The sequence below is a fragment of the Nitrosomonas sp. GH22 genome (assembly GCF_009833115.1).
GTDB classification, from domain to species: Bacteria; Pseudomonadota; Gammaproteobacteria; order Burkholderiales; family Nitrosomonadaceae; genus Nitrosomonas; species Nitrosomonas eutropha.
In genome coordinates, this window is record NZ_QRCA01000038.1 from 32,571 (window position 1) to 46,058 (window position 13,488).

Annotated in this window: 11 protein-coding genes and 1 pseudogene; 8 read left to right on the forward strand and 4 right to left on the reverse strand. The window is 47.7% G+C overall.

Annotated elements, in window-relative coordinates:
• The first annotated feature begins 59 nt into the window (after positions 1-59).
• The 4 genes from ABF86_RS10585 (at position 60) to ABF86_RS10600 (ending at position 5,546) form a co-directional block, all read left to right on the forward strand.
• On the forward strand, positions 60-1,034 hold the full coding sequence (locus ABF86_RS10585; RefSeq protein WP_011635455.1) for an ankyrin repeat domain-containing protein: 975 nt from the start codon (positions 60-62) through the stop codon (positions 1,032-1,034).
• A 216-nt stretch (positions 1,035-1,250) separates the two neighbouring features.
• A complete protein-coding gene (locus ABF86_RS10590) occupies positions 1,251-3,557 on the forward strand; it encodes a DNA translocase FtsK (RefSeq protein ID WP_011635456.1) in 2,307 nt (768 codons plus the stop codon).
• Between the two features lie 59 nt (positions 3,558-3,616).
• Positions 3,617-4,237: an outer membrane lipoprotein chaperone LolA gene (lolA, locus tag ABF86_RS10595; RefSeq protein ID WP_011635457.1), complete on the forward strand. Its 621-nt coding sequence runs from the start codon at positions 3,617-3,619 to the stop codon at positions 4,235-4,237.
• Positions 4,230-5,546: a replication-associated recombination protein A gene (locus ABF86_RS10600; RefSeq protein ID WP_074456066.1), complete on the forward strand. Its 1,317-nt coding sequence runs from the start codon at positions 4,230-4,232 to the stop codon at positions 5,544-5,546. The genes lolA and ABF86_RS10600 overlap by 8 nt, the downstream gene beginning before the upstream one ends.
• 27 nt (positions 5,547-5,573) lie before the next feature.
• Here ABF86_RS10600 and lolD read toward each other — a convergent pair whose 3' ends face one another.
• From lolD to ABF86_RS10615, 3 genes are all read right to left on the reverse strand, one after another.
• Entirely contained in the window at positions 5,574-6,248 is a 675-nt protein-coding gene (gene lolD / locus ABF86_RS10605; protein ID WP_011635459.1) for a lipoprotein-releasing ABC transporter ATP-binding protein LolD, read from the reverse strand.
• On the reverse strand, positions 6,241-7,488 hold the full coding sequence (locus tag ABF86_RS10610) for a lipoprotein-releasing ABC transporter permease subunit (protein WP_011635460.1): 1,248 nt from the start codon (positions 7,486-7,488) through the stop codon (positions 6,241-6,243). Before ABF86_RS10610 ends, lolD begins: the two co-directional genes overlap by 8 nt.
• Before the next feature lie 138 nt (positions 7,489-7,626).
• Positions 7,627-9,018 (reverse strand): PEP-CTERM sorting domain-containing protein, encoded by a 1,392-nt coding sequence (locus ABF86_RS10615; protein WP_107818407.1) that lies wholly within the window; start codon positions 9,016-9,018, stop codon positions 7,627-7,629.
• On the opposite strand from ABF86_RS10615, the pseudogene ABF86_RS10620 reads away from it, so the two are divergent.
• Positions 9,001-9,698, forward strand: a pseudogene (locus ABF86_RS10620) (transposase). The gene ABF86_RS10615 and the pseudogene ABF86_RS10620 sit on opposite strands and share 18 nt — an antisense overlap.
• A 14-nt stretch (positions 9,699-9,712) precedes the next feature.
• On the opposite strand, the gene ABF86_RS10625 reads toward ABF86_RS10620, so the two are convergent.
• Positions 9,713-10,588: an alpha/beta hydrolase gene (locus ABF86_RS10625; protein WP_011635387.1), complete on the reverse strand. Its 876-nt coding sequence runs from the start codon at positions 10,586-10,588 to the stop codon at positions 9,713-9,715.
• 367 nt (positions 10,589-10,955) lie between these two features.
• Here ABF86_RS10625 and ABF86_RS10630 point away from each other — a divergent pair, with 367 nt between their 5' ends.
• The 3 genes from ABF86_RS10630 (at position 10,956) to ABF86_RS10640 (ending at position 13,482) form a co-directional block, all read left to right on the forward strand.
• Entirely contained in the window at positions 10,956-11,627 is a 672-nt protein-coding gene (locus ABF86_RS10630; RefSeq protein WP_240142311.1) for an SH3 domain-containing protein, read from the forward strand.
• Positions 11,628-11,838: 211 nt separating this feature from the next.
• Complete coding sequence (locus ABF86_RS10635; RefSeq protein ID WP_011635384.1) at positions 11,839-12,501, forward strand: OmpA family protein; 663 nt, start codon at positions 11,839-11,841, stop codon at positions 12,499-12,501.
• A 27-nt stretch (positions 12,502-12,528) separates the two neighbouring features.
• On the forward strand, positions 12,529-13,482 hold the full coding sequence (locus tag ABF86_RS10640) for a S49 family peptidase (RefSeq protein WP_011635383.1): 954 nt from the start codon (positions 12,529-12,531) through the stop codon (positions 13,480-13,482).
• The last annotated feature ends 6 nt before the right edge of the window (positions 13,483-13,488 follow it).

Below are 13,488 nucleotides of genomic sequence, written 5' to 3' on the forward strand. Positions count from 1 at the left end.
GCAACCTTGGCTTATTTATCAACAGAACCTATTTCTTTATAAAAAATACCAACATTCAAATGAAATCAACGGAAAGCATATTATTTTTTGCCGTATTGAAACAATCCTGCTTGGCAGGCATTGCAGCTTTATTCCTTCTCCTGTTAATCCCGCATGCGTATGCTGATACTGACAAGGATGTAGAGTTTCTTAAGGCGGCCTTGACGGGAGATGTCGCAGGTGTGGAGAAGATGTTGAGCGAAGGCATCAAAATAGATCTGCAATCCCCCGAGGGCTTTACTGCATTATCAGTTGCGGCACAGAATGGCCATCAGGATGTCGTCAAGCTACTGCTGGAACGAAAGGCTGGAGTTGACCTGGCCAATGTCCAGGGAGGAACTGCTCTGCTACTGGCCAGTAAAAATAATCACCAGGAGATTGTTGATTTGTTGCTGGCAAAGGGTGCCAATCCCAATTTGCAGGATAAAAGTGGACTGACGCCTCTGATGTTAGCGGCCGTGAAAGGTTATGCCGGTATAGCCAAATCCCTGCTTGATCACCAGGCTCAACCAGATTTGCAAAACGACGCCAAGACTACGGCATTACATATGGCTGCAATGAACGATTATGCGGATATCGTTGACATGCTGCTGGCAAAGGGCGCCAAAATTGACCTGCAGGATGCCAACGGGGCTTCTGCATTGATTCTGGCTTCATTATCCGGTCATTTAGCAATTGTCCAGAAATTGCTCGATCAGGGTGCGCGACCGGATCTGAAAGCTTCCAATGACTTTACCGCACTGATCTTGGCGGCGCAGAATGGTCAAAATCAGGTTATCGAAGCGCTGTTGGATAAAGGTGCTCATATCGATTTTCAAAACAAGGATGGAATGACTGCACTGATGTCGGCCGTATTGAATGAAAATATCGATACAGTCAAATTGCTGCTGGAAAAAGGGGCAGATACACAACTTAAAACTGCCACCGACAAAACTGCGTTGGATATTGCTAAACTTCCTGACATCATTGAATTGCTCAAGGCTGCCAAAAATTAATTTTTTGTATTCGGAATTGAATAAACCTTGATCCGATCCCCAGGAGCAGATGGTATACAGACAAGTCATAAAACCACTCACGATCATCTATACTGGTGCCGCTGTTAAAACATTCAGAAAATCGTTCTCATAGCGGCGTAGTTTTTTCTGTGGCACATAAAAGCACAGCTGGTTTTGTGAACCGGCCTGAATTTTGAAGTTAAAGATGATGTATACATGAGTTTCACGGACAAACCGATGGCGAAAAAAATTGCCAGCAATCCTTTGCCACCCAGAACCAGCCGATTGTTACGTGAAGCAGTTTCTCTGGTGTTGGGTGGAATCGCACTTTACCTCACCCTGATTTTAATCAGCTTTGATCGTACCGATCCAGGCTGGTCGCATAGCGGCACATTCCAGCAGATCAGTAATGCAGGGGGTAGTGCCGGTGCGTGGCTGGCAGATATGATGCTTTATTTTTTCGGTATTTCAGCATGGTGGTGGGTAATATTTTTTTTCGCCACTGTCTGGTGGGGTTATCGACGCATTGATATTGCCAGCGTATATGATCCACGTGTACTCATGCTGTCTTTTACAGGATTTATCACTTTACTGACCGCCAGCAGTGGAATTGAGGCGCTGCGTTTCCATACGTTGCGCCTATCACTTCCGCTGGCTCCCGGTGGCCTGCTGGGAGAAATGCTCAGCAAACAGCTATCGTTATTGCTCGGTTTTACCGGCGCGACACTGGCTCTGATGATTATTTTTGCAATCGGGCTCAGTTTGTTTTCCGGACTGTCATGGGTGCGCCTGTCCGAAAAAATCGGTGGTGCAGTCGAGGCCGCCTGTTTTTCTGTCAGGGATGCATGTGTGAGATGGCTGGATCAGCGGGCTGGAAGGGTTTTGTCCGGTGTGTCGGAGTTTCAGACTGGCGAGATCAGGAAGCAATCCCTTCCCTCCGTTCCGCTGCATATTGAAATGCCTGAAACTGCTATTCCCAAATCTCAGCGGGTCAGCAACAAGGAAAAACAGATTCCGTTGTTTTCCAATTCACCCGATGCGATTCTCCCCCCGCTTTATTTGCTGGATGAACCGCAGGATAACGTTGAAGTATTATCCAGTGATAAACTGGAATATACCTCGCGCCTAATTGAACGCAGGCTGATGGAGTTTGGTGTGGAAGTCAAGGTGGTAGCTGCCTACCCTGGCCCGGTCATTACACGTTATGAAATCGAACCGGCTGTTGGCGTCAAAGGTAATCAGATCGTCAATCTAGTCAGGGATCTGGCGCGTGCCTTGACGGTCGCCAGTATTCGTGTTGTGGAAACAATTCCGGGTAAAACCGTCATGGGACTGGAAATCCCCAATCCGAAACGCCAGATGGTTCGCCTGCATGAGATTCTTGCATCCAAAGTCTATGCGGATAACTCGTCTCCTCTGACCATTGCGCTTGGCAAGGATATCAGTGGGCGCCCTGTGGTGTCTGATCTGGCTAAAATGCCGCATGCCCTGGTGGCTGGCACGACCGGTTCCGGCAAATCTGTCGCGATCAACGCTGTCATTCTAAGCCTGGTCTACAAAGCTTCACCGGATAATATCCGCCTGATTTTGATTGACCCGAAAATGCTGGAATTATCCGTCTATGAAGGTATTCCGCATTTGTTGACCCCAGTAGTTACCGATATGCGTGATGCTGCCAGTGCGCTCAACTGGTGCGTTGCTGAAATGGAGCGACGCTACAAGTTGATGTCGGCTCTGGGCGTGCGCAACCTGGCCGGTTACAACCAGAAAGTGCGAGAAGCGGCAAAGAATGAGGAGCCGCTGACCAATCCGCTCAGCTCGGTACCCGATTCTCCCGAACTGCTGGAAGAAATGCCTTTGATCGTGGTGGTGATCGATGAGCTTGCTGATCTGATGATGATTGTGGGTAAGAAAGTCGAGAAGCTGATTGCACGGCTTGCCCAGAAAGCACGCGCTGCCGGTATCCATTTGCTGCTTGCGACACAACGCCCGTCGGTGGATGTGATTACGGGGTTGATCAAGGCCAATATCCCAACACGTATCGCATTCCAGGTTTCCAGTAAGATTGATTCCCGGACCATTCTTGATCAAATGGGGGCAGAAGCACTGCTTGGACAAGGTGACATGCTTTATCTTCCACCTGGCAGCGGCTACCCCCAGCGTGTACATGGTGCATTTGTGGCAGATCATGAAGTGCACAAGGTGGTGGAATACCTTAAACAGCATGGTGAGGCGAACTACGTTGAGGAAATTCTTCAGGCTGGTGAGGAGGGAGGAGGCACTGATGAAAATAGCAGTGATAACAGCAAATCTGCTGGTGGAGAAGCGGACCCGCTCTATGACGAAGCAGTCGGTATCGTGATCAAATCCCGTCGCGCCTCAATTTCACTGGTGCAACGGCAGTTGCGTATTGGGTACAACCGTGCTGCCCGGTTGATTGAAGAAATGGAGCGTACCGGTCTCGTTTCCAGCATGCAAAGTAATGGTAACCGGGAAGTACTGGTTCCCGAGCGAAATGAATAAGTAAAATCTGGTTCATACAGTTTCGTTTCCGATCAATCAACTTAAACAGATAATTTATCATGTCCCGTTTACTGTTCGTTTTCGCGTTATCAATCTGTCTGTTACCCGTGTCAGCAAAGGCAAGTGCCGTTGAAAGCCTGAAAGCTTTCGTCAATAAAGCGCTGACCTTCCGAGCCGATTTTTCACAGACACTACTCGACAAAAACTTCCAGGTCGTTAAAAAAGCCAGTGGCAGCATGATGTTTGAGCGCCCTGGTAAATTTCGCTGGGTATACGACCAGCCCTATCAGCAGCTGATTGTCGGTGATGGTAAGCAGGTGTGGTTTTATGATCAGGACCTTGCGCAGGTTACAGTACATCGGCTTGATCAAACTTTGGGTAGCACCCCGGCTGCACTGCTCGCAGGAGGTAATACCATCGAACGTGATTTTAATCTGCAGGAAATCGATGTGCAGGGCGAAACAGAATGGCTGGAGGCAATTCCCAAAAATCAGGAAAACGCATTTGAGCTGATCCGGCTGGGTTTCTCACAAACAGGCATGTTGCGTGAAATGATTTTGCGCGACAGTTTTGATCAGGTGACATGGTTAATTTTTTCCGGGACAGAACAAAATCCAGTACTCACGCCTGATTTATTCCAGTTTACGCCGCCTGAAGGGGTGGACGTGATCAGTGACTGATTTTTGTTCTACGCATAATCCAGCAGCTCCGCTGGCAGAAAGGTTGCGCCCGCAGACCTTGGATAATGTTATCGGACAACCTCATCTGTTGGGTTCCGGCAAGCCTCTGCGACTTGCTTTTATATCTGGCAAACCACATTCCATGATTCTCTGGGGGCCGCCTGGCAGTGGCAAAACTACGCTAGCGCGACTCATGGCACAGGCATTTGATACCGAGTTTATCGCTATTTCTGCAGTATTGTCGGGTGTTAAGGATATTCGGGAAGCAATTGAGCGTGCTCGGTTTACGCTGCAGCATACTGGCAGATCGACATTGTTGTTTGTGGATGAAGTCCACCGATTCAACAAGGCTCAGCAGGATGCCTTTTTGCCCCATGTGGAACAGGGATTGATTACGTTCATCGGTGCAACCACCGAAAACCCTTCGTTTGAGGTCAACGGCGCGTTGTTGTCCCGTGCCCAGGTATACACACTGAATGCATTGACTGATCCGGAGTTGCATCAGCTGTTTGAACGAGCCTGCAAGATCGCGATCTCCAATTTACAGTTTGATCCAGACGCTGTTGAATTATTGGTTAAATTTGCAGATGGTGATGCGCGCCGCCTGCTGAACATGCTGGAGCAGGTAAAGCATGCCGCAGATACTGAAAAAACTGTAAAAATTGATATTGCTTATTTAAACAGAGTGCTGATGCGCAATGTACGCCAATTCGATAAAGGAGGGGATGCGTTTTACGATCAGATTTCGGCGCTACATAAATCTATTCGCGGCTCTTCTCCCGATGCTGCACTGTATTGGCTGTGCCGCATGCTCGATGGCGGTGCTGATCCACGCTATATTGGCAGAAGACTGGTTCGCACGGCTGCCGAAGATATCGGGCTGGCGGATCCGCGTGCATTAACGCTGGCACTGAATGCCTGTGAGGTATTTGAGCGGCTGGGCAGCCCCGAAGGTGAATTGGCATTGGCCGAAGCTGCACTTTATCTGGCTTGTGCGCCGAAAAGCAATGCTGCCTACACTGCTTATAAGCAGGCGCGGAGCTTCATAAAAGAGAATAGCTCTCATCCTGTTCCGGTCCACTTACGTAATGCGCCTGCCAAGTTAATGAAAGAGCTGGGTTATGGGCGTGAGTACCGCTATGCCCATGATGAACCGGAATCTTATGCTGCCGGTGAAAACTATTTCCCCGATGATATGTCCGCCGTTCGGTTCTACCGGCCTACTGCTCATGGTCTGGAAATCAGAATAAGCGAGAAGCTCTCTTATTTACGCTCACTCGACGAAAAAGCGAGGAAAACACAGGATTGACGTAAGAATTACCGCAGATTGATTCTATTATTGCAGCGTACCATCCATCAAATGTAATACTCGATCTGCCCGGCTAGCCAGTTGGGTATCATGGGTGACGATCACCAGTCCTGCATTGGCTTCGTGGTTAAGTTCCAGCATGAGATCAAATATCGCCCCGGCTGTGTGCCGATCGAGATTGCCAGTTGGTTCATCAGCCAGTACACAGGCCGGCCGGGTAACCAGTGCACGGGCAACAGCTGCTCGCTGGCGTTCGCCCCCAGACAATTCCCCGGGAGTATGGGTTAGCCGATGGCCCAGACCCACTCGCTGCAGTATCTCGGCTGCCTGTTCCATTGCTGCTTTTTTGTCCATGCGGCGGATGAACAGCGGCATGGCTACATTTTCCTGTGCGCTGAATTCGGGTAGCAGATGATGAAATTGATAAATGAAACCGAGTGCATGGTTGCGTAGCGTGCTTCGTTCTACTTCGCTAATCGCGGTGAATTCCCTGTCCAGCAAAAGTACTTCCCCGCGCGTTGGCTTATCCAGGCCGCCCAGCAAATGTAGCAAGGTACTCTTTCCCGAGCCGGAAGCACCAACAATGGCAACCATTTCACCTTCATTTACTTGTAGATTGATACCGTGCAGCACAGGTACTTCAAGATCACCCTGATAGTAACTTTTATACAAGTTGCGACAGGCAATGATAATTTTACTCATAGCGCAATGCCTCGGCCGGATTGACTTTTGATGCCCGGTAGCTGGGATAGAGCGTGGCCAGCAGGGTCAAAATCAGGGAAACAACCGCAACGGTTGCAATATCGGCCAATTGTGGATCAGAAGGAATCTTGCTGATGTAATAGACTTCCTGCGATAAAAACTGAGTGTTGGACATATGTTCGATGAATGCAACAACGTCCCCCACATTATAGGCCAGTAACACCCCCCCCAGTAATCCCAGCAAAGTTCCCAGAATACCGATCAGTGCACCCTGGATGATGAATATTTTCATGATGCTGCCAGAGCTTGCTCCCAGTGTACGCAAGATTGCGATATCCGATTGTTTATCAGTTACCGCCATCACCAGCGTGGAAACAATATTGAATGCTGCCACTGCGATGATTAACGCAAGAATCAGCGATAGCATACGTTTTTCAATCTGGATCGCCCGGAAATAGTTGGCGTGTTGTTGTGTCCAGTCGGTGAAATAGAGATCGGGGGGTAATATCTCGGCCAGATCCCGGATGACTTGTGGTGCGTCAAACATATCGTGCAGTTTGAGCCGGATGCCGGAAACCTGATTAGGTGCCATGCGGTAAAGCTTTTGTGCATCTGATAGATGGATCAATGCCAGCCCGGAATCGTATTCAAAGTGTCCGACTTCAAAAATACCTATGACAGTGAACTGTTTCAGGCGTGGGAGTATCCCGGCTGGTGTGATTTGCCCTTGGGGCGAGATCAGCACGATTTTGTCACCTGGAAAAACATTCAGATTGCGTGCCAGCTCCCGGCCAATAACGATACCGAACCCTCCTGGTACCAGCTGATCCAGTTTGCCCATGATCATTTTGTCGCCAAAATCAGCAACTTTGTTTTCATCATCCGGCAAAATACCTCGTACCATTACCCCGTGCACCATATTGTCGTGGGAAAGCATGCCCTGTGCATCAATGTAAGGCGCAGCCGCGACAATCTGCGGATTCCGAGTGACGATTTCCTCAATTTTTTCCCAATCGTACAGGCTCCCTTCATAGCTACTAATCTGGGCATGTGATGCAACGCCAAGAATTCGGGCACGCACTTCCTTATGGAAGCCATTCATGACCGACATGACGGTGATCAGTGCCGTCATACCCAGTGTCATCCCTAGTAATGAGATCAGTGAAATAAAGGAAATAAAATGATTGCGGCGCTTGGCGCGTGTGTAGCGTAAGCCGATCAGGAATTCATAGCTGGCCACGAAAAAACACTCCTCCGAAACAGAGTAAAGTAAAGAAGGAGTATGACATATCTTTCAAGCAGATTTGTGTCATTGACCCGGCAGATATGTCTGATGCATATCTACCGGTATTTGAATATTGGCACGGCTAAATCAGTTTCAGGTACTACGTCGGCGCGCCCATAGCAATATCATACTGCCCAGCCCGATCAGAAAAATGCTGACAGGCTCGGGGATAGGTCTAGCTGCAGTTTCGCCAACTTCTCCAGACATTCCTTTATCGATGTAACTCGGATGATCATTTCCTGCAGTGGGGGTGTGCGGCTGGGAGGGATCATACGGCTCATTGCCGGGAGGGCCATCGTAATATTTTGGAGTTTCTGTATCTGGCGAGCTGAAACCGATCGGCTTGTCATCGTGATCGTTGTCACTAGGCCTATCACCTTGTTCTGAATTATCCTTATCTTTGTGCTCTGGATTCAAATCCCTTATATTTGGCGGTGGATTGCCCTTGTTATTATTGGGCGCGCTACCTTGGTCAGAGTTGTTTTTATCTGCAGTATTGTCCTGATTCGGATTTGCACCGGTACTCGTGCCAGCAGCGTTACCAGAGTATTCTTTGTTGGCATTGTCATTGCTGCCCGTATTTTTTCCATCTTTCCCAGTATGGGGGGCAGCACCTCCACCTATACTACCCCTGCCTGGAAAAAAGCTGCCACCGCTTCCTGGAGGTGAATCTGCTGTTCTGCGGCCAATACCTGCTCCAATGCCCGCACTTGTGCCTGAACTGGCATGGTTAGAGTTATTGTTGTTGCGGCCGGAATGACCCGTAGTTTTTTCACCGGCTTCAGCGTGATATATGTTATTGGTATAATCGTTGCCGATAACGTCATCTTCATTCTTATGGACAGAATCTTCATCAGTACTAGTAAAGGCAGTAGTGTCACTTTCAACAGCAGAGCTGCCGATGCTGTCACCAATATTGGTTATTTCCACACTATTATGGGCACTCAACCTGTTTCTGCTATAGCCATCACCGATCTCACTGGCAGTGAGATCGGTGCGAGCGTCAGCCTGATTGCTAGCAGTGATTTGATTCTCCATAAACATTTTTTGTCCGAGGGCCAGTGCAGCAGCCAGAAATATTCCGGCACAGACTATTCTGGTAATTGTTTTCTTCATTTCAGAATTTCCATAAAAATACAATAAATATCGATAAAGCATTTTTAATGTCCTGCTGCTGGCCCTCCCGGTATTTGCCGGCAACCTGTCGGCTTCGACAGGCACCACAGCAACACTGAAATAACCTGGTAGTGTTCTGATGAGGTGCCTGGATTTGCCTTTGCTGCTATCGCAACAATATTGAGGAATTAATACCTCATGCATTAACGATGCAATTTTTGTGCCATTAATCGCATCTATCTGATTTAAATTAAGTAATAATGGAATGACCCTTACTACCTTGAGCGCCATGTAAGAAAAATCGACAAGCCGTCCAGATGATCTCAGAACCTGTTCGAAGTTTCGGGAAGTATGAGAAGCTTGCGGCATGAGAAAAATTATCCGAGCGACATCAGTCGTGAACAATTTGAAATTATCAAGCTGTTGCTGGAGCGCTTGTGCTGGAAGACCTATCCCAGACGCATAGACTTGTCTGAGGTATTTAGAGCGGTGCTCTGTATTTATTTAGGAGTGCCTGCCAATGGCGCATGCTGCTCGAAAAGTTTCCCAAATGGCGCAAGTACACCCGTACTTTTCCATCTGGAGCGAATTACGCGAAGGTGGCAGCTCTGCTAGAGCAGGCTTTAAAAAATCAGGTTGGCGTCGCTGGAGAGAAACTGGGTCGCACCGCTAGCAACATGTTCTTGATTGTGGACGCGCAAAGTGTCAAAAATACCGACACAGCACGGTTGAAAGGGTTATGACGCGGGTAAGAGAGTTTCGGGGATTCAACGCCACATTGCGGTAGATACCCAGCAGGAATTACCTCATGCAACCGCAGCAGTCACTATGACTGAGGTGACAGGCCGTAAGGGAGCTTTGCTGGCGGCTGCGTCGTTGCAAACAGGGGTTGCAGCAGCAGGTTCTCTAAGGTCATATGGATTATGGGGCGTAGTTTCGTGTGGCTAGAAAAGAATCGGCGGCTGTGGAAAAACTGTGAGCGATTGCTCAATACCAGCTTACAGTTCATTCATTTGGCATTTCTGGCAATCCTGCCAAAAAGCGTTTGAATGAGTTCTAAGAATTATCGTCTTTGCAGATAAATCGAAAGAAAATCAGCGATATGTTCTTCGTAACTTTCACCTGCATAGGTATGCATATTATAGTGACCCGCACCCTCGACAATCCAGAGCTCCTTTGGAGGCAGCGCTGCGTCGTACAGCCTTCTTGCTTCAGACTGAGTTGTATGTTCGTCAAGCGTTCCCGTGATGAACAGCACGGGAACGGCGAGGTTGCCAATCCGTTCGACGGGATTTAAGTTATCCACCGGCAGCTCAAGCAAAAAGGAAAAATAAGGAAGCAGCAGAAACTGAAGGCTTTCCCCAAATTCACCCAAATGCAATCTAAGCCGATTTGCAACTGCTTCCGTGAAAGTGGGGTGTAATGATTCTAGTATCATGGCATTGAGTTTCAACGGAGGATCAGCCAGCACAATAGCTGCTGCGCCAAGTGTTGCGCCAATGGCGCCGATGCAATCATGCGGAAAAGTGTCCCGGAGATAGGTTACTGCAGCAGCGACATCTGCTGACTCGCGCGCGCCGAAGGTGATGCGATCTCCCGGCGTCTCTCCGTGTGCCTGCAGGTCGATCATGAGTATATGGTAGCCTAGGCTATTGAGAAATCTCGCACGGCCCAGCATTTCAAGCCGGTTACTGCGCATCGAGTGTACAAGCAAAACGGCACCATGCCCGTTTATCCCACGTGCCAGCCAGCCATGTACAACATAATCATTATTCACAGGGATCTGGATCGCTTCCACCGGGAAATCCGGGAGCAAGGTCTCCACGGCAGTAGGTGCCGATCCAGTCACAATCTCGCCCAGTATGATAATTGCAGCAGTAACAATTACCAATACCGAGACAAGCTGGATTAATATCCAGCGAATTATCTGATAGCGCATTTCAAGCTGTAGTGGTTAAAAATTAGAATGATGATAAAAATTGATGTGTTGTCTGAAAAACACGGCAAACTTTATGTAAATAATATTTGGGTCAGAAATATTTTCTATTTTCTCGCTAAAGTTTAACTTCAGATAGCCGATTTAGATGAGTGGGTCCATCAGCGCTTTTCGTTATATATTAATTTAAAGAGATTAAGCAAAGATGCCAAGGTTTTGTCAATCCCAAGACAAACAATTACTAACTGTATTAATTTTGATATCCGTGGGATCGGGGATGGGAGGGTGTGCATCTTATCTGCAGCAAAAACCTCTTGTATCAAGACAATCTATTAATCTTAAATCAGCGAATGCAGAAAAAACAGAGAAAATGGAAATTATTCCGATCCCGGAGAAGTTACCCTGCCATCGGCTGTATCAAGAAGAAATTGTTGTTCTAAAACAGATGCTTGAAGAAAGAGATGAGTTGATCCGGAAGCTAAATGCCCGCGAGCTGGATCAAGTGCAGGCTTTGCAGGAAACAGCCAGTGAAATCAGTCGTGCCAAACACAAGCTGCACAGACTGGCTACACAACCAGAAACTGCCTCAAAAATAGCTGAGGTTGAGGTGGCCATGGCTGCGCTTAAACAAACCAGGCAAAGTGAAGCAGATATTGCTTTCCAATCCCTGGCACAACGCTCGCTGGATGCGGCGATGGAAGCCTACAGACAAAAAGATTACAGCAACGCAATGAATCACGCAGCACAATCTGGCGAATTTATTGATGCTATAAGCAATTCAGCAAGAAGAAATCTGGAGTCACAAGATGCTGTATTATCTTTTCACGCCCCAATTCTCTTGCTTGTCACCCAGGACAGCAGCCTGCGAACAGATCCAGACAGCCATTCCAAGGTGATCAGCTTACTGAAAAAAAATACACATCTAACCGCCACTTCCTACCACGGTAATTGGCTTCATGTACAAACTAAAGACAATCTGTCCGGCTGGATTCAGAGTCTATCGGTGGATATACAGATCAACGATCAGAATTTTGAAAAATAGATGTCTTTCCAAATACAGATTTTTTTACCTGGACTGTACCATTCCGGATAATAGCTAGCTAGATATTTAGTGAGGATCTCAAGCTGGTGGTTTTATTTTAGTAATTCCGGGTCAAATAACCAGACTGAAAGAAAAAATGATAGTTAATTATTTTTCCAATTACTTCTGTTACAGTACAACTAGATTTTCTTTCAAAAAGAGAGGTGGATTTATGTATAAAGCAATAGTAATAACAGCATCTTTGGTTGGATTTATTGTTTCTGGATGTGCCGACATGACCGCAACCCAGCGAGGATCCGGCACAGGTGCATTGCTTGGCGCAGGCACAGGCGCAGCAATAGGAGCATTGGCCGGAGGTGGAAAAGGTGCCGCGATTGGTGCCGGTGCTGGTGCTGCATTAGGAGCTGGTGCCGGTTATTTGTGGTCTAAAAGAATGGAAGAACAAAAAATTCAGATGGAAAATGCCACTGCCGGTACAGGTGTGATGGTGTCGCAAACAGCAGATAATCGACTGATGTTGAACATCCCCAGTGATATTTCATTTGATACAGGGAGTGCCCAGATCAAACCAGGTTTTCGTCCAATTTTGGACAGTTTTGCAACTAGTTTATTGAATAATCCCGGCACTCACGTAACTATCGTCGGGCACACCGACAATACTGGTAGCGATGCTGTCAACAATCCTCTATCCGTAAATCGTGCGGCCAGTACGCGTGAATACCTGGCAGGTCGTGGCGTTCCTTTTCAGAGAATCCAGATTGATGGCCGCGGCTCGTATCAGCCGGTTGCTTCGAATAATACCGCCGCAGGTCGAGCAAGAAATCGCAGGGTAGAGATCTACGTTTCGGAAACACGGGGTGGATCAGTTCAATAAATTGACCGGGGTGAGTGACTAATATTTATGGCTGATACAGAAAATACCAACAAGGAAAAATGGGAGAGAGAAACACTGCGGGATTTGGTGTTTTCCTCTCTGAAGGAGCAGAAAAAAGCACGCAACTGGGGTATTTTTTTCCGCTTGCTAACCTTTTCTTATTTATTTACGCTACTTTTTTGGGGGTTAGGTTGGTTAGATACCGAAGCAACAGGTGGTTTTGGCAAGCACACTGCACTGGTTGATTTGCGCGGTGAAATTACTGCGGATGGTTTAAACAGCGCAGAAAATATTAATACCGGACTGAAAAAAGCATTTGAAGATAAAAATACAGCTGCTGTGATATTACGGATTAATAGCCCTGGTGGCAGCCCGGTTCAGGCTGGCTCTATTAACGATGAAATTCATCGGTTGCGTACACAGCATCCTGATATTCCCTTATATGCCGTAGTTGAAGATATTTGCGCTTCGGGAGGTTATTACATCGCTGTTGCAGCGGACAAAATTTTCGTAGATAAGGCCAGTATCGTAGGATCAATTGGCGTACTCATGGATGGATTCGGATTTACCGGGACGCTTGAAAAATTGGGGATAGAGCGTCGCTTGTTGACAGCTGGAGAAAACAAGGGGTTTCTTGATCCTTTCTCGCCTTCCGACCCTGGACAGAGAGAACACGCCAAGAAAATGCTGGTGGAAATTCATCAGCAATTTATCCAGGTCGTTCAGGATGGCAGAGGGGATCGCTTGAAAGACAATCCTGAGATTTTTAGCGGTATGGTCTGGACAGGAGCTAGAAGTATAGAGTTGGGTCTGGCCGATGCCTTAGGCAGCATGGATTATGTTGCTCGCGAAGTGATTCAGGCAGAACGTATCGTTGATTATACCGTTCAGGAAGGGATTACAGAACGCTTTGCCAAGCGGTTTGGTCGGGTCGCAACAGATTTACTGACCGATACTAGATTTGCGTGGCTTATCCGCTGAGTGCTG

Coding starts and splice junctions, on each gene's coding strand:
- ABF86_RS10585 (WP_011635455.1), top strand. CDS start 60: ATGAAATCAACGGAAAGCATATTATTTTTTGCCGTATTGAAACAATCC.
- ABF86_RS10590 (WP_011635456.1), top strand. CDS start 1,251: ATGAGTTTCACGGACAAACCGATGGCGAAAAAAATTGCCAGCAATCCT.
- lolA (WP_011635457.1), top strand. CDS start 3,617: ATGTCCCGTTTACTGTTCGTTTTCGCGTTATCAATCTGTCTGTTACCC.
- lolD (WP_011635459.1), bottom strand. CDS start 6,248: ATGAGTAAAATTATCATTGCCTGTCGCAACTTGTATAAAAGTTACTAT.
- ABF86_RS10615 (WP_107818407.1), bottom strand. CDS start 9,018: ATGCCGCAAGCTTCTCATACTTCCCGAAACTTCGAACAGGTTCTGAGA.
- ABF86_RS10625 (WP_011635387.1), bottom strand. CDS start 10,588: ATGCGCTATCAGATAATTCGCTGGATATTAATCCAGCTTGTCTCGGTA.
- ABF86_RS10630 (WP_240142311.1), top strand. CDS start 10,956: ATGGAAATTATTCCGATCCCGGAGAAGTTACCCTGCCATCGGCTGTAT.
- ABF86_RS10635 (WP_011635384.1), top strand. CDS start 11,839: ATGTATAAAGCAATAGTAATAACAGCATCTTTGGTTGGATTTATTGTT.
- ABF86_RS10640 (WP_011635383.1), top strand. CDS start 12,529: ATGGCTGATACAGAAAATACCAACAAGGAAAAATGGGAGAGAGAAACA.